Source organism: Cryobacterium sp. N19, from assembly GCF_002929595.1.
Classification (GTDB): Bacteria; Actinomycetota; Actinomycetes; order Actinomycetales; family Microbacteriaceae; genus Cryobacterium; species Cryobacterium flavum.
Genome location: NZ_PJJR01000048.1, coordinates 131,565 through 147,449 on the forward strand (window position 1 = coordinate 131,565; position 15,885 = coordinate 147,449).

The following is a 15,885-nucleotide window of genomic DNA, read 5'->3' on the forward strand; positions in this document are numbered from 1 at the left end:
GCGCAATATTTTTAGTCGACGACGTGACGGTAAGAGTGCACTATTGCTTCAGTGGTTGCTGCGCCCGACCCATCCGGTCGGGCGGGCATCCGTCTTTTAATAGGAGAACTTCGTGCTGTGGTCCTTGCTCGTGCGTTACCTGCGCCCATACTGGCAACTGCTTCTAGGGGTGATCGTCTTTCAACTGGCCCAGTCGATCGCCTCGCTCTTTCTGCCCACCCTCAACGCTGACATCATCGATGAGGGTGTGGCAACCGGTGACTCCGGCTACATTCTGCGCGTGGGCGGCCTCATGCTGCTGATCACCCTCGCCCAGATCATCTGCGCGATCGTGGCCGTGTACTTCGGAGCCAAAGTCGCCATGAAGGTCGGCCGTGACCTGCGCGGGGCCGTGTTCAGCCGGGTCGGTGAATTCTCGGAACAAGAAGTCACCCGGTTCGGGGCTCCCTCACTCATCACCCGCTCCACCAACGACGTGCAGCAGGTGCAGATGCTCGTGCTGACCACCTGCACCCTGCTGGTCTCCGCACCCATCCTCAGCATCGGCGGTGTGATCATGGCGATCCGCCAGGACGTGCAACTGTCCTGGCTCATCGCGGTGAGCGTGCCGATTCTCCTCACCGGGGTCGGCCTCATCGTCGTGAAGATGGTGCCGCTGTTCCGCAAGATGCAGATCCGCATCGACACCGTCAACCGGGTGCTGCGGGAGCAGCTCACCGGCATCCGTGTGGTGCGCGCGTTTGTGCGGGAGACGCAAGAGGTGGCACGGTTCGCCCAGGCCAACCGGGACGTCACCGAGGTAGCACTCAGCTCCGGGCGCCTGATGGCGCTCATGTTTCCCATCGTCATGCTCGTGCTCAACGTCTCGAGCGTCGCCGTCATCTGGTTCGGCGCGTTCCGCATTGAAGACGGATCGATGCAGGTGGGCACGCTCATCGCGTTCCTCAGCTATCTCATGCAGATTCTCATGGCCGTCATGATGGCCACGTTCATGGCCGTCATGATTCCGCGCGCGGCCGTGTCGGCGGACCGCATCGGTGAGGTTCTCGCCACCGAATCAAGCGTCGTACCGCCGGCCAACCCGGTGAACGCAACGGTCGGTCAGGGCGAACTCGAACTGCTCGACGTGGGCTTCGCTTACCCGGGCGCGGAACAACCCGTGCTGCGCAACGTGAGTTTCATCGCCCGGCACGGCGAGACCACCGCGATCATCGGCAGTACCGGCAGCGGAAAGACCACCCTGGTGAACCTGCTGCCGCGGCTGTTCGACGCGACCAGCGGCTCCGTACTGGTCGACGGCGTCAACGTGCGCGAGCTGAACCCCGACCTGCTCTGGGGCCACATCGGCCTTGTACCGCAAAAGCCGTACCTGTTCTCCGGAACGGTGCGCAGCAACCTGCTCTACGGCAAACCCGACGCGAGCGAAGACGAACTCTGGCAGGCCCTCACGATCGCGCAGGCCCGGGACTTCGTCACCGAAATGGATGGCGGGCTCGATGCCAAGATTGCCCAGGGCGGCACGAACGTATCGGGCGGTCAGCGCCAACGCCTCGCCATCGCGCGCGCCCTGGTGAAACGGCCGGAGTTGTACATCTTCGACGACTCGTTCTCAGCCCTCGACCTCGCCACGGATGCCCGACTGCGGCTTGCCCTCAAGCAGAGCACCGATGGCGCCACCATGGTCATCGTCGCCCAGCGGGTGTCGAGCATCATCGACGCCGACCAGATCCTCGTGCTCGAAGACGGCCGCATCGTCGGCCGCGGAACCCACGAGCAACTGCTCGACTCGAACACCACGTACCAGGAAATTGTGTCATCCCAGCTCACCGCGGAGGAAGCAGCATGAGCGAGACTCACGCCGACGACAAGCCGGCTCCGCGTCCGCAGCGCGGAGGCGGCCCGTTCGGCGGTATGAGTCTGCCGGCCGAGAAGTCGATGAATTTCACCGCGTCGGGCAAGCGCCTGCTCGGCAAGTTGCGTCCTGAGCGCCTCTGGCTGATGCTCGTGCTGGCCCTCGCTGTGATCAGCGTGACCTTCTCGGTGCTGGGCCCGCGCCTGCTCGGTGAGGGCACCAACCTGATCTTCTCCGGCATCGTGTCGAAGTCCCTGCCGAGCGGCAGCAGCCAGGCCGACGTGATCGCGGGGCTGCGGGCATCCGGCAACAGTACCCAGGCCGACATGCTCAGCGGCATGACGCTGACCCCGGGCCTCGGCATCGACTTTGCCATGCTCTCCACCGTGCTGTTCTGGGCGCTCGCACTCTACGTGCTGTCGAGTGTGTTCAGCTGGATGCAGGCGTATGTGCTGAACGGTGTCGTGCAGCGCACGGTGTATCGACTGCGGGAGGAGATTGAGGCGAAGATCAACCACCTGCCGCTGAGCTACTTCGACAAGAAGCCGCGCGGTGAACTTCTCAGCCGGGTCACTAACGACGTCGACAACATCTCGCAGAGCCTGCAACAGTCGCTCAGCCAGGTGGTGACGAGCCTGCTAACGGTGATCGGCGTGATCGTGATGATGCTCATCCTCTCGCCGCTACTGGCTCTGATCGCCCTCGTGACGGTGCCGCTCACGCTGGTGATCACGGCGTTCATCGCCAAGCGTTCGCAGAAACTGTTCGTGGCCCAGTGGGCCAACACCGGCGAGCTGAACGGTCAGATCGAGGAGACGTTCACCGGCCACGCCCTGGTCAAGGTGTTCGGCCGCCAAAAGGAGGTCGACGCCCGGTTCAAGCAGAAGAATGATGACCTGTACGAGGCCAGTTTCGGTGCCCAGTTCATCAGCGGCATGATCATGCCGGCGATGACCTTCATCGGCAACCTCGTCTATGTCGCCATCGCTGTTGTGGGAGGCTTGCAGGTGGCTTCGGGTGCCATGCAGCTCGGCGACGTGCAGGCATTCATTCAGTACTCCCGCCAGTTCACCCAGCCGCTCGCGCAACTCGGGTCGATGGCGAACCTGCTGCAGTCGGGTGTCGCATCCGCTGAACGCGTGTTCGACCTGCTCGACGCCGACGAACAGAGTGGAGACCCCGATCCGGCCGAGACCCCAATAGTGGTGCACGGCCGTCTCGTCTTCGAGAACGTGTCGTTCCGGTACACCGAGGACAAGCCGCTGATCGAAGAACTCAGCCTCGTGGCTGAACCCGGGCAGACCATTGCCATCGTTGGCCCGACCGGAGCCGGCAAGACCACACTGGTGAACCTCATGATGCGGTTCTACGAGATCGACTCCGGGCGCATCCTGCTCGACGGAGTCGACGTGGCCACCATGACCCGGCACGACCTGCGCAGCCGCATGGGCATGGTGCTGCAGGACACCTGGCTGTTCGGTGGCACGATCCGCGACAACATCGCCTACGGTCGACCGGATGCGACGGAGCAGGATATTCTCGCAGCCGCCACCGCGACCTACGTCGATCGGTTCGTGCACTCGCTGCCCGACGGGTATGACACCGTGCTCGACGATCAGGGCAACAACGTGAGTGCCGGTGAAATGCAGCTGCTCACCATCGCGCGGGCGTTCCTGGCGAAGCCGAGCGTGCTCATCCTCGACGAGGCGACCAGCTCGGTGGACACCCGCACCGAGGTGCTGGTGCAGAAGGCGATGGGCGCTCTGCGGGCCGAGCGCACGAGCTTCGTCATCGCGCATCGGCTCTCGACTATTCGGGACGCCGACCTGATTCTGGTGATGGAATCGGGGCGCATCGTGGAGCAGGGCAACCACGTGCAGCTGCTCGCCGCCAACGGTGCCTACCAGGCGCTGTACGCCGCACAGTTCGCCGCGCCCGTCGCCGACGAGGTCTAGCCCCGGCTCCTCCCCAACCCGTCGCCTGCCCGTGTCATCCCCAGATTCGGGCAGGCACCGGCGGCGGTGCGGACCGCGCTGGCACAGTGGCGGCATGCATCCGACCATTGTCAAAGCCCAGAAGGCTCAGGACTTTCTGGCACTCGTTCCCCAGCTGCTCGGTTTCGTTGCCGAGTCCAGCGCCGTTCTGGTGGCGTTTCGTGGCAACCGCACCTGCGGCGCGCTGCGTTTCAACCTGCCCGACGACGACGCACCCCACAAGGTATACAAGCGCATTGCGACGACCCTCGCCGGAATGCTGTGCAAGATCCCCGGAGTCGACGCCGTCGTCCCGGTGATCTACACCGATGATTCCTTCAACGATGCAGTCGGCATTCCGCGCGAACAGTTCGCCGAGATTCTGAATCGGCGACTCGAGCTGAGCGGATTTCTGTTGCGTGATTCCCTGTGCGTTGCAGCGGATGTCTGGGGCAGCTACCTCGACCCGAACTGCCCGGCCGCTGGGCACCCACTCAGCGATATCACGGAGTCACCGATTTTCGAGGCGGTGCCCCCGGAGGCCGCGCCCGACTTGCCGCGCCCGCTGGGCACACTGCAGACCGGCGCTGACCCGATCGGTGTCAACCTGGCGACCAAGGAACGCCTGGCCCGCCTCTACCGGCGGTATCGGCATCTGCTCGCGCGGGGCGAGAACACTCCGCAGCTGTTCGCCGCCCTCAGCGTTGCGCTCGACCCGGTAGCGATTGCCGAGGACGCGCTGACCTGGCCGAACCCACCCACCGAAGAGAACGCCGCAGCGCTGCTCGTGCTCGTGCAGTCCCCGCCGAACCGCGACCAGATCATGGTGCAATTCGCGTTCGGGCGTGAGGAAGGCGTGCGCGCTCACGAAATCAACCGGCGGTACGCGCAGCTCCAGTACGAAACCGGGCGAAGCCTTGACGACCTGGTGGCCGCAGAGATCGACTCGGGCGACCCGACCGCCGAACACACCGGTGACATCATGCTCGGCCTGCAGACGGAACGACCCGACGTAGACCGCATTCGCATCGCGATCACCCTGCTCCGCACCGTCGTCGCCATGGCGCCGCGTTCGGCGAGGCCGGCGCCGCTGTGCATGCTGGCGTGGCTGTCCTGGGCGCTCGGCAGTGGGTCTGTGGCCGGATTCTTCGTTGACCAGGCACTCGCCATCGACTCGCAGTACAGCATGGCCACCCTGCTTAACCTGCTGCTCACGTCTGGGCATCTGCCGGAATGGGCGTTCGCAGTGCCGCGCGGTGACGACGACGACGCGGCGGACGAGGGCTACGAAAACGATGAGGACTTCGGCGAAGACGCTGCGCTCAGCGACGATGCCGTGTGGTTCTTCGAAGGCGAGAACGAGGAGTACGACGACGCTGACGATGACGACGCGCGGGCAGCTGACGGATGACGCGGGTGCAGCACGACCTGACCCGGTCTCGCATCCGTTTGAATGCCAGACCGGGCCGCCGGTTGCGAGGCGCACTAGATGTACTTCGGAGCCTCCGACAGCACGCCGTGCAGAATCTCGCCGATCTCGGCGAATTCCGTTGGGCCCACGGTCAGCGGCGGAGCGAGTTGGATAACCGGGTCGCCGCGGTCGTCGGCGCGGCAGTACAGGCCGGCTTCGTAGAGCGCCTTCGACAGGTACCCGCGCAGCAGACGCTCGGACTCTTCGTCGTTGAAGGTTTCCTTGGTGCCTTTGTCCTTGACCAGTTCGATGCCGAAGAAGTAACCGGCACCACGCACGTCACCGACGATCGGCAGGTCGAGCAATTTCTCCAGTTCCTTGCGGAACAGCGGCGAATTCTCGCGAACGTTCTCGTTGAGCTTTTCCTCTTCGAAGATGTCGAGGTTGGCCAGGGCAACCGCCGAGGAGACCGGGTGGCCGCCGAAGGTGTAGCCGTGGTAGAACGTCGTGTCGCCGTGTTTGAACGGTTCGTAGATGCGGTCGCTGACAATGGTCGCGCCGATGGGCGAGTATCCGCTGGTCATGCCCTTGGCACAGGTGATCATGTCGGGCTGGATGTCATAGGTCGTCGAGGCGAACATGTTGCCGATGCGGCCGAATGCTGTGATGACCTCGTCGGCGACCAGGAGCACGTCGTACTTGTCGCAGATTTCTCGCACGCGCTTGAAGTAGCCGGGGGGCGGCGGGAAGCAGCCGCCGGAGTTCTGTACCGGCTCCAGGAAGACAGCCGCAACGGTTTCGGGGCCCTCGAACTCAATCATCTCTTCGATGCGGTTCGCGGCCCATTGGCCGAACACCTCGAGGTTGTCGCCGAGGCCGAGGCCAGGGCTCATCTCGTCGGCCCGATAGAAGTTCGTGTTGGGAACGCGAAAACCGCCCGGGGTGACCGGTTCGAACATCTCCTTCATCGCCGGGATGCCGGTGATGGCCAGCGCTCCCTGCGGGGTGCCGTGGTAGGCAACGTTACGGGAGATGACCTTGTGCTTGGTCGGGCGCCCCATCAGCTTCCAGTAGTACTTGGCAAGCTTGAATGCGGTCTCCACGGCTTCACCGCCGCCGGTGGAGTAGAACACGCGGTTGAGGTCACCCGGGGCGTAGCTGGCGAGCCTGTCGGCGAGTTCGATCGCGTTCGGGTGGGCGTAGGACCAGATCGGGAAGAAGGCGAGTTCTTCGGCCTGCTTGGCGGCGACCTCGGCGAGACGCTTGCGGCCGTGGCCGGCGTTGACCGTGAACAGACCGCTCAGGCCGTCGATGTACTTCTTGCCCTTGGAATCCCAGATCTGATGGCCCTGGCCCTTGACGATGATGGGAACTCCAGCGCCGGATTCCATCACCGACTGACGGGAGAAGTGCATCCAGAGGTGATCCTTGGCCTTTTGCTGCAGCTCGGCGTTGTGGGCGTCGCTGTACGCGGTCGGTGAATCGATGGGTGTGGTGAGAGTCATTTTTTTACCGTGTTCCCCAGTTATAGAACTGTTTGTGGAGTTTGAGATAAACGAACGTCTCGGTGGAGAGGACTCCATCGAGATTGCGGATCTTGGAGTTGAGCAGTTCGAGCAGTTCGTCGTCGTCTTCGCAGACGACCTCGGCAAGAATGTCAAAGGTGCCGGCCGTGAGCACGACGTAGTCCACGGCATCGATCTCGGCTAGCTGCTCGGCCAGTATGCGGGTATCGGCCGACGCGCGAATTCCGATCATGGCCTGGCGAAAGAAGCCCAGCTGCATCGGGTCCGTCACGGCGACGACCTGCATGACGCCCGAGTCAGTGAGCTTCTGCACCCGTTGACGCACGGCCGCCTCGCTGAGACCGACGGCTTTGCCGATCTCTGCGTACGACCGACGTCCGTCGGCCTGCAGCTGTTCGATGATCTTTTTCGACACATCGTCGAGCTGGGCCAGCTTGGGCGGGTGACCGCGCCTTTGTCCATTCATGCATCGATTGTGTCAGTCAAAATGCACTTCGGCAAGCGAATCCGTCGCACATTATGCAAATCACTGCGGATTTCATTTGTGAATCTGGGTGCATCTCACATTGAAATAGGTACACTGGGCCGCATGAGTGCCCCCGAACTACGTAACTTTATCAACGGCCGGTACGTCGACTCCACCGCGACGGATCGGTTCGACCTCATCGACCCTGCCACCGAAGCGATCTACGGAAGCAGCCCGGTGTCGACCGCGGCAGATGTTGATACGGCCTACCGGGCCGCGGCATCCGCTTTTGAAATCTGGGGCGAGAGCACCCCGGCCGTGCGGCAGCTCGCGCTGTTTCGCATAGCGGACGCGATTGAGGCGCGTGCCGAGGAATTCGCCGATGCCGAGTCGCTCGATACCGGCAAGCCGCGCTCGACCCTGGTAGACGACGAGATTTTGCTTTCGGTCGACCAGATCCGCTTCTTCGCCGGCGCCGCGCGCAACCTCGAAGGGCGTGCGGCCGGCGAGTATATGACGGACCACACCTCGTTCATCCGGCGTGAGCCGATCGGTGTCGTCGGCCAGGTCACTCCGTGGAATTACCCGTTGAACATGGCGGTCTGGAAGTTCGCGCCCGCGCTCGCCGCCGGTAATACAACCGTGCTCAAGCCCTCGGACACCACCCCGAGTGCGACGTTGCTGCTCGCCGAGGTCGCGGCGGAATTTTTGCCGGCCGGCGTGCTCAACGTGATCACCGGGGACCGCACCACCGGTGCCGCGATGGTCGATCACAAGACCCCGCAACTTGTCTCGATCACCGGTTCGGTACGAGCCGGAATGGCCGTTGCCGAGGCTGCGTCACACGACCTCAAGCGGGTGCACCTGGAATTGGGCGGCAAGGCACCGGTGATCGTGTTCGACGACGCCGATATCGAGCTCGCCGTTGCCGGGATCGTCGCCGCCGGCTTCTTCAACGCCGGCCAGGACTGCACCGCGGCTACCCGGTTGCTCGTGCAGGGCGGCATCCACGACGAATTCGTCGCAGCGCTCGCCGCCTATGCCAGGGACAACGCTCGCACCGGAGCCCCGAGCGAGCAGGGAATCCTGTTCGGACCGGTCAACAATGTCAACCAGCTCGCCCAGGTGTCCGGCTTCGTCGACCGGCTGCCCGACCACGCCGTGCTCGAACTTGGCGGACACCGGGTCGGCAGCACCGGGTATTTTCATGAAGCGACCATTGTCAGTGGCCTCAAGCAGACGGATGAGGCGGTGCAGCAGGAGATCTTCGGCCCGATGATGACCGTGCAGCGCTTCACCGATGAGTCCGAGGCGTTGCGTTGGGCGAACGACGTGCAGTACGGTCTGGCCTCGTCGGTGTGGACGCGCGATCACGGTCGTGCGATGCGTTTCGCCAAGCATCTGGACTTCGGTTGCGTCTGGATCAACACTCACATCCCCATCGTCGCCGAGATGCCACACGGCGGTTTCAAACACTCCGGCTATGGCAAGGATCTCTCGATGTACGGGTTCGAGGATTACACCCGGATCAAGCACGTGATGAGCTACATCGGACACTAGGCGGTGCGGTGGCGCCAAGCGGTGACGTTATTATGGTCCAAGTCCTTCGGCGAACGTTGGAACCACACTCGGAAGGCACCACCCGTGACCCAGATTGGTCAAGGTTCGACCGAATTTCGTGTCGAACTGCCCAGCGTTGCAACGACGTTAACGCTGGCGTGGGCAGTCCTGACCGATGTCGGTCATCGCCGTGAGGTGAACGAAGACAGCCTGCTCGCCCTACCGCCGCTGTTCGCCGTCGCTGACGGCATGGGCGGTCACTCGGCCGGTGACGTCGCCAGCGCTGCCGTGGTGACCCGACTCGCCGAACTTTCCGGAACCCTCGTGGCCGAGGCCGGTTCGATCGACCGGGCGCTCGCGCTCGCGGTCGAGGATATGGCGCAGGGGGTCGGCGTCACCGACCAAGGCACCGGAACCACGGTGACCGGTGTCGCCTTGGCCCTGGTCTCGGATGCGGTCAGCTGGATCGTCTACAACATCGGTGACTCTCGGGTGTACCAGCTGACTGACGGTGTGCTCGAGCAGGTCACGAATGACCACTCGGTCGTGCAGGAACTCGTCGACGCTGGGCGCATCACCCGGGAAGAGGCCGACGTTCACCCGCACGGCAACATCATCACGCGCGCCGTCGGCTTTCACGAACCACCGATTCCCGACTACCGCATCCTGCCGATTCAGGCCGGCATGCGCATTCTGGTCTGCTCCGACGGGCTCACTAAGGAGCTCACGTCCTACGGCATCCGGCATTTCCTGCTCGAGAAGAAGCTGGCAGCGGATGCCATCGCCGCGATGGTTGAGGCGGCCCTCGACAATGGCGGTCGCGACAATGTCACCGCAATCGTGGTCGATGTGCTCGCGGTCGAGCCCTACGAGGTGCCAGAGACCTGATCGTAGCTATTAGGCATGACCTACTACCTGTCGTAAGGTAGTAGCTATGGCCCACCCACCGAGCACACCGGCCGTGCCACAAGACGCGCAGTCCCTGCGTGGGGTGCTGCCCATGCTCATTCTGAGCCAGCTGCAGTCTGCCGAGTCGTACGGTTACGAACTCGTTGTTCGGCTGCAGAACATCGGCCTTCGAGACCTCGCGACCGGCACGGTCTACCCGGTGCTGTCGCGCCTGGAACAGGACGGCTCGCTCACCAGCCGCCTGGTGGCATCCACTGCGGGCCCGGCGCGCAAGTATTACTCGCTGAGTGCGGCGGGGGAGGCGGCCCTCGTGCTCGCCACGGCGCGCTGGCACTCCCTGACGGCGATCGTGCAGACGGGCCTCGGCGTCACCCCCACAGAAGCTTTAGCCGGAGAGGATCAGAAATGAACACGCAAACCATCGAGGCCAGATCTTCCTTCGGAGTCTGGCGTCGCCGCGAGTCCTATTTGTTCCGGCTCGACCTCTGGCTGGAAGAGTCCCTGTCGTCGCGCGAGCGCCGATCGATCCTGCGCGAGATTCGCGACAACATCACGGTGGATGCGGCAGCCCGCGGCATCGCCGCCGCCCTCGACTCGCTCGGCTCACCCCGCACCCTGGCCCGAAGTTTCGCCGAAACCGGCCGCGACAGCCGGCCCTCTTGGAATCGGGCGATCTATTGGTTCACCGGCCTGCTGCTGCTCTGGTGGACCCTGGCCTTCACCTACACGGCCGGTATGCTCTCGGCCCTACTGGACAGCGGAGCCGAGTCGGCCGAGTCGTACTTTCTCGGGCTGCCGGTATCGGCGTTCAACCGGAAGTCCGGAATTGGGATCGGCTGGGAAGCCTCCTCTGTCGTCGCCTACATTCCGCTGATGGTCATGGTCGCTGCGGCCATCATCGCCGGGCGGCTCTGGCGCGTGCGGGTCGGCCGCCGATAGTCGCAAAGCATCAGTCGCGTATTATGGAACGAGTGAATGAGACCCTGCCCAAGTGCCCTGAATGCTCCAGCGACCTGACCTACGAAATGGGTGCCCTGCTGGTGTGCCCGCTCTGCGCCCACGAGTGGTCGAACGAGCCGGTCGAGGAAGAGCAGGAAGCCCAGGTCAAAGACGCGTTCGGAACCGTGCTGACCGACGGTGACACCGTGTCGATCATCAAAGACCTCAAGGTCAAGGGCCAGACGTTGTCGATCAAGGTCGGAACTAAGGTGCGCAACATTCGCCTCGTTGACCCGGTCGACGGTCACGACATCGACTGCAAGGTCGATGGTTTCGGATTCATGCAGCTCAAGTCCAGCGTGGTCAAGAAGGTCTAGGCCGAGTGATCGTGACGTGTCAGATTTGCGGGGCCTGGTTGCCAGTCGGGGCCATGTTCTGCGGCGAATGCGGCAGTTCCCGCACAGCCACCGTGGAATCGCGCAAGCGCCCGGACCCTCGCCCGAACGACACGACGATCATTGCGCGCCTGCCGCGCGCGCCCGTCGTCATCTCCGTATCGATTCCCGCTGAGGTGCCGGCTCCGGTGCGGGCCGTGGCTGTCGTGAGCGCTGCACCGCCTGCATCACGGGCCGCGCTCCCCGCCGCAGTGATGCCGACCCGGGCGACCTTCGTGTTGACCTTCAGCACCGGCCAGCGGGTATCCGTGCAGGGCTCCGGCCTGATCGGCCGTAAACCCCTGGCCCAACCCGATGAGATTTTCGACGAACTCATACGGGTAGCGGATGCCGACCGCTCGGTCTCCAAGACTCACCTCGAGTTCGGCCAGCACGACGGCGAGTTCTGGGTCAGCGACCGCGTCTCGGGCAACGGCACGGTGATTCGCCGCCCCGGTGAAACGGCCGAGGCGCTCGAACCGGGGCGACGGTACGTTCTTCCGAGCGGCACCCGGGTGGAGATCGCCGACCAGTCCTTCAGCATCAGCTGAGCCGCCTCCTCCACAGCTACGCACCACCTGCGATCGTGCACCGATAGCCCCGTCGAGGATCGTCCTAGGTCAGCATTCTGGTCTGCTGGTTGCGTGTCCACCGTCGATGAAACCCTCGCGCTGCCACCCGCGCCAGCTAGTCTGCCTCCGGCGGGATTCCCCCTGCTCGCCAGCGTGGCGCCCCTGGTTGCTGCCGGGCTGATCTGGATGATCACCGGCTCGGCTTTCGCGCTGATCTTCGCCGTTCTCAGCCCGATCATCGCGGTGGCCAGCATGTTCGATTCCAAGCGCTCAGGTGGCAAACGCCGCCGGACTGAATCGGCCGCTCACGCCGAAGCCCTGGCGCTGCTGCGTACGGTCATCACCGACCGCCAGTCCCGCTGGCGCGACGAGGCCTGGCAGCACACCCCATCAGCCCGAAATATTGTGCGAGGGTGTGCTGCTGCCGCGCGCTGGCGGCAAACGGATGCCACGCTCGTCGCGCTGGGCGTCGGCCCGGCCCCGAGTGGTATCCGACTGGGCGGTGCGAGCGCCCCAAACGAGCACCGGGAACTTCGGGAGTGGGCCTCGACCGTCACCGGCGCTCCGGTCGTCGTCGACCTGACGCCCGGACTCGGTATCGTCGGACCGATGCCGCTCGCAGCGGGCGTTGCCCGCGCCGTGCTCGTGCAACTGTGTTTCGCTCTGCCGCCGACCGACCTTGGCGTCACAATCGCCACCGACGCTCAGGCCACCGACTGGGACTGGGCGGCGCAGCTGCCGCAGGCCGGAGTAACGCCGCGACGGCTCACGCTACTGCTGCGAACGGTCACCTCCGTGCATCCGCTGGGAGGCGAACCCGATCGCGGGCGGCTGCTCCTGGCCGTGGCAACGCGGCTCGAGGACCTGCCCCCAGGCTGCGGAACGGTCGTGCGCATCGCTGGGCCGACCAGGGCGCAGATCATCCGTGCGCCCAATCGAGCGCCGCCCCTCGACTTTTGCCCGGAGCTGCTCGCCCAAGCTGAGGCGATCGACTTCGCGGTGGCCCTCACCGAGCAGGCCCGTGCCGCCGGGATGGCAAGGGAATCCGGGGCGCTCCCGACCACGCTCACCCTGGCGGAACTGCTCGAAGACGGCACCGATGCCCCGGCAATCACCGGTGGGACAGCTCCGCCGAGCCTCGACTGCCCGATCGGTGTCGGCCGAGACGGGCCGGTGCACGTTGACCTGGTGCGATCCGGGCCGCACGCCGTGGTCGGCGGAACTACCGGCAGCGGCAAGAGCGAGCTCCTGACCACCTGGGTGGCAGCTCTGGCCGCGACCTATTCGCCGGGCCAGGTGAACTTTCTGCTGGTCGATTTCAAGGGCGGCGCGGCTTTTCAACCGCTGGCTCGGCTGCCGCACTGCGTTGGCCTCATCACCGACCTCGACGCGGCCACGGCTACCCGAGCCCTGGCCAGCCTGGGAGCAGAACTTCGCTACCGGGAGCGCACCCTCAGTTCGGCCGGGGCGCGGGACGTGACCGACGTGCGCCTGACGCATCCGCTGCCCCGACTGGTCATTGTCGTCGATGAATTCGCCACCATGCTCGGGCTGTTTCCCGAGCTGCACGCCCTCTTCGTCGACATTGCCGCGCGTGGACGGTCGCTCGGTGTGCACCTCATCCTCTGTACCCAACGACCGGCCGGGGTGGTGCGAGACGCCCTGCTGGCCAACTGCAGCCTGCGCCTGTCCTTGCGGGTGAACAACCGTGCCGACAGCCAGGCGGTGATCGGCACGGATGCTGCGGCCGAATTGGCACCGAATCAGCCCGGACGGTGCCTGATCGCCACCGAAACCGGAGAACCGGTGCTCTGCCAGGTCGCGACGACCCGGGAACTCGACATCGCTGGCATCGCTGCCGCGGCACTGTCGACACCGTCGGCAGCGGGCGGATTCGTCCCGCGGCGGCCCTGGCTCGATGCGCTCCCGCCGGTGGTCACGGCGGCCGACCTGGCGAGCGCGGAGGCCGCCGCATCCGGTTTTCCGCTGGGCTTGCTCGACGAACCCGAGCGCCAGCGGTACCGTGTGTTCTCCTACGATCCCGAGATTGACGGGCATCTGCTCGTTATCGGCGGAGCCGGTTCGGGCAAATCCGCCCTGCTGCACACACTGGCTGAGGCAGTCGCCGGCGCGGCCGAATCTCACACCGGGATCTACCTCGTCACCGCCGACGTCGAATCGGCCTGGGATGCCCTTGCGAGACTCAGCACCAGCGTGGAAACCGGGCAGCAGACCGCGGCCTCACCCCGGTTGGTACTGTTCGATGATTTTGATTCCGTCTGCGCCCGCTGGCAGCCCGAGCACCGGCTGGCCGCCGTCGACCTGCTCGTCGGCCTGCTGCGGGACGGCCCGGCAGCGGGGGTACACGTCGTTGTCGCCGTGCAACGGCACACCAGCGTGGTTCCCGGGCTGGCTGCGCTCTGCCAGAGCTCCCTGCTGCTGAAACTGCCGAGCGTGCAGGAACACCTCGCGGCCGGTGGGCAATCGGCTAGCTACACCGCCGCGCTACCTCCGGGCGGGGGAGTGTGGCGCGGCCTGCGCGTGCAACTGCTGGCTCCCGTTTGGGCCCTGGCCGTTCCTGCCGCCACGACGCTTGATACGGAATCCGATGCCCTGCCCAATTCGCTTCCCACTGGTGGCCCGCTCCTGATCGTGTCATCGTCGCCGACGAGCGCAGCCACCCGCCTGCGCACCGTCCTCGGTGTGCCGGTTCTGGAACTGGAGGGAACGAGCGGGCCGGCGGCATCCGCTCTGCTGGTTTCCGGTGAGGCAGGCCAGACGGATGCTGCGGGTCAGCTGATCGTTGTCGGTGACGCCGAAACCTGGCAGACGCACTGGACGTTGCTGGCCCGGCTGCGGGGCCCAACGGCCAACAACACTGCGGCCAGCCTGGTCTTCGACCGGTGCAGCCTGTCGGATTTTCGGCTGATCAGCCACCGCCGGGAGTTGCCGCCGCCCTTGGCACCCGGGCGCGGGCGGGTCTGGGTATTGCACCCGAACGGCGAGGTGACCAGGGCGATCCTCCCCGACTAGACCAACACCTCGGCGACAGGCTGGTGCGGCAACCCGTGAGCGAGCGCCACGGGAGCGCTGGTCAGGTGCCCGGCGAAAGTATTGAGCCCCTGGGCCAGGGCGGAATCCGCGCGCAACGCATTGACCCAGCCGAGCGTGGCGAGTGCGCGCACATAGGGCAGGGTCGCATTTGTCAGAGCATAGGTCGAGGTGTGCGGCACCGCGCCGGGCATGTTCGCGACGCAGTAGAACAACGACCGGTGCACGGTGAAGGTGGGGTCGGCGTGCGTGGTGGGATGACTGTCGGCAAAGCAACCGCCCTGGTCCACGGCGATATCCACGAGCACGCTGCCCGGTTTCATGCGCGACACGAGCTCGTTACTGACCAGTTTCGGGGCCTTGGCTCCCGGAATGAGAACCGAACCGATGACCATGTCAGCTCCGACGACGGCCTTGTCGATCTCAAAGCTGTTCGAAGCAATGGTTTTGACCCGCCCAAAATGCAGGGCATCGATCTCGCGCAGCCGGAACAGGTTGGTATCGAGCACGGTCACCTCAGCGCCGAGCCCGAGCGACACCTGCATCGCGGCCGTGCCGGCCACCCCGCCGCCGAGCACAGCGATCTTTGCCGGGTGAGTGCCAGGGACGCCGGGCACCAGCAGGCCGGGGCCGCCATTCGGCTTGAGCATGGCATTGGCCCCCACGATCGGCGCGAGGCGGCCGGCGACCTCACTCATCGGCGCCAACAACGGCAGAGCTCGCGAGGGCAACTGCACGGTCTCGTAGGCGATCGCGGTGACTCCGCTGCCGAGCAGGGCCCGGGTCAGCTCGGGTTCTGCGGCGAGATGCAGGTAAGTAAACAGCACCAGGTCGGCGCGAAAGTAGCCGTACTCGCTGTCGACTGGCTCTTTGACCTTGAGCAGCAGGTCGGCGGCCGCCCAGATGCTCGCTGCGTCCGGCAGAATCGTCGCGCCGGCCGCGACATACTGCTCATCGCTGATGGAGGAACCGACGCCGGCGCCGGACTGCACGAGCACGTCGTGACCGTGCAGCACGAGGTCGTACACCCCCGCCGGGGTGATCGCGACCCGAAACTCATTGTTCTTGATCTCGGTGGGAATGGCGATCCTCATGGTGTTCCTCTCTCGAAGCGCGCTCCTCGGCCGAGGTCCAGCGGCTCATCGCCACCACCCTAGTCGTGGCGCACCGACGATTTCGAGGGCGAATGTTG

The 15,885-nt window shown here is 65.0% G+C and carries 13 protein-coding genes; 10 read left to right on the top strand and 3 right to left on the bottom strand.

Annotation, left to right across the window (positions count from 1 at the left end; all coding sequences use genetic code 11):
- Positions 1–112: 112 nt before the first annotated feature.
- The 3 genes from CXY78_RS06870 to CXY78_RS06880 all read left to right on the top strand — a co-directional run bounded on the left by CXY78_RS06870 (position 113) and on the right by CXY78_RS06880 (position 5,236).
- The gene (locus CXY78_RS06870; protein WP_104088751.1) at positions 113–1,846 is read left to right on the top strand and encodes an ABC transporter ATP-binding protein; all 1,734 of its coding nucleotides are present in this window, start codon (positions 113–115) and stop codon (positions 1,844–1,846) included.
- On the top strand, positions 1,843–3,807 hold the full coding sequence (locus CXY78_RS06875) for an ABC transporter ATP-binding protein (RefSeq protein WP_092340877.1): 1,965 nt from the start codon (positions 1,843–1,845) through the stop codon (positions 3,805–3,807). Before CXY78_RS06870 ends, CXY78_RS06875 begins: the two co-directional genes overlap by 4 nt.
- A gap of 94 nt (positions 3,808–3,901) precedes the next feature.
- Entirely contained in the window at positions 3,902–5,236 is a 1,335-nt protein-coding gene (locus CXY78_RS06880; RefSeq protein WP_104088753.1) for a DUF4192 domain-containing protein, read from the top strand.
- A 74-nt stretch (positions 5,237–5,310) separates the two neighbouring features.
- Here the strand turns inward: CXY78_RS06880 and CXY78_RS06885 are convergent, their stop codons facing one another.
- Complete coding sequence (locus tag CXY78_RS06885; RefSeq protein WP_092340879.1) at positions 5,311–6,741, bottom strand: aspartate aminotransferase family protein; 1,431 nt, start codon at positions 6,739–6,741, stop codon at positions 5,311–5,313.
- A 4-nt stretch (positions 6,742–6,745) separates the two neighbouring features.
- On the bottom strand, positions 6,746–7,228 hold the full coding sequence (locus tag CXY78_RS06890) for an Lrp/AsnC family transcriptional regulator (RefSeq protein ID WP_092340880.1): 483 nt from the start codon (positions 7,226–7,228) through the stop codon (positions 6,746–6,748).
- Positions 7,229–7,351: 123 nt separating this feature from the next.
- On the opposite strand from CXY78_RS06890, the gene CXY78_RS06895 reads away from it, so the two are divergent.
- The 7 genes from CXY78_RS06895 (at position 7,352) to CXY78_RS06925 (ending at position 14,675) form a co-directional block, all read left to right on the top strand.
- On the top strand, positions 7,352–8,788 hold the full coding sequence (locus CXY78_RS06895; protein ID WP_092340881.1) for a gamma-aminobutyraldehyde dehydrogenase: 1,437 nt from the start codon (positions 7,352–7,354) through the stop codon (positions 8,786–8,788).
- A gap of 84 nt (positions 8,789–8,872) precedes the next feature.
- The gene (locus tag CXY78_RS06900) at positions 8,873–9,676 is read left to right on the top strand and encodes a PP2C family serine/threonine-protein phosphatase (RefSeq protein WP_369827267.1); all 804 of its coding nucleotides are present in this window, start codon (positions 8,873–8,875) and stop codon (positions 9,674–9,676) included.
- 46 nt (positions 9,677–9,722) lie between these two features.
- On the top strand, positions 9,723–10,106 hold the full coding sequence (locus tag CXY78_RS06905; RefSeq protein ID WP_092340883.1) for a PadR family transcriptional regulator: 384 nt from the start codon (positions 9,723–9,725) through the stop codon (positions 10,104–10,106).
- Positions 10,103–10,636, top strand: coding sequence for a hypothetical protein (locus CXY78_RS06910; protein WP_092340885.1), 534 nt, complete (start codon positions 10,103–10,105; stop codon positions 10,634–10,636). Before CXY78_RS06905 ends, CXY78_RS06910 begins: the two co-directional genes overlap by 4 nt.
- A gap of 23 nt (positions 10,637–10,659) precedes the next feature.
- Entirely contained in the window at positions 10,660–11,013 is a 354-nt protein-coding gene (locus tag CXY78_RS06915) for a zinc ribbon domain-containing protein YjdM (RefSeq protein WP_140425673.1), read from the top strand.
- Positions 11,014–11,105: 92 nt separating this feature from the next.
- Entirely contained in the window at positions 11,106–11,621 is a 516-nt protein-coding gene (locus tag CXY78_RS06920; RefSeq protein WP_233206114.1) for an FHA domain-containing protein, read from the top strand.
- A gap of 93 nt (positions 11,622–11,714) precedes the next feature.
- Entirely contained in the window at positions 11,715–14,675 is a 2,961-nt protein-coding gene (locus CXY78_RS06925) for an FtsK/SpoIIIE domain-containing protein (protein ID WP_104088756.1), read from the top strand.
- Here CXY78_RS06925 and ald read toward each other — a convergent pair.
- The gene (ald, locus tag CXY78_RS06930; RefSeq protein WP_092340889.1) at positions 14,672–15,787 is read right to left on the bottom strand and encodes an alanine dehydrogenase; all 1,116 of its coding nucleotides are present in this window, start codon (positions 15,785–15,787) and stop codon (positions 14,672–14,674) included. The two genes, CXY78_RS06925 and ald, sit on opposite strands and share 4 nt — an antisense overlap.
- Positions 15,788–15,885: the final 98 nt, after the last annotated feature.

Coding starts and splice junctions, on each gene's coding strand:
- CXY78_RS06875 (WP_092340877.1), top strand. CDS start 1,843: ATGAGCGAGACTCACGCCGACGACAAGCCGGCTCCGCGTCCGCAGCGC.
- CXY78_RS06880 (WP_104088753.1), top strand. CDS start 3,902: ATGCATCCGACCATTGTCAAAGCCCAGAAGGCTCAGGACTTTCTGGCA.
- CXY78_RS06885 (WP_092340879.1), bottom strand. CDS start 6,741: ATGACTCTCACCACACCCATCGATTCACCGACCGCGTACAGCGACGCC.
- CXY78_RS06890 (WP_092340880.1), bottom strand. CDS start 7,228: ATGAATGGACAAAGGCGCGGTCACCCGCCCAAGCTGGCCCAGCTCGAC.
- CXY78_RS06895 (WP_092340881.1), top strand. CDS start 7,352: ATGAGTGCCCCCGAACTACGTAACTTTATCAACGGCCGGTACGTCGAC.
- CXY78_RS06905 (WP_092340883.1), top strand. CDS start 9,723: ATGGCCCACCCACCGAGCACACCGGCCGTGCCACAAGACGCGCAGTCC.
- CXY78_RS06910 (WP_092340885.1), top strand. CDS start 10,103: ATGAACACGCAAACCATCGAGGCCAGATCTTCCTTCGGAGTCTGGCGT.
- CXY78_RS06915 (WP_140425673.1), top strand. CDS start 10,660: ATGGAACGAGTGAATGAGACCCTGCCCAAGTGCCCTGAATGCTCCAGC.
- ald (WP_092340889.1), bottom strand. CDS start 15,787: ATGAGGATCGCCATTCCCACCGAGATCAAGAACAATGAGTTTCGGGTC.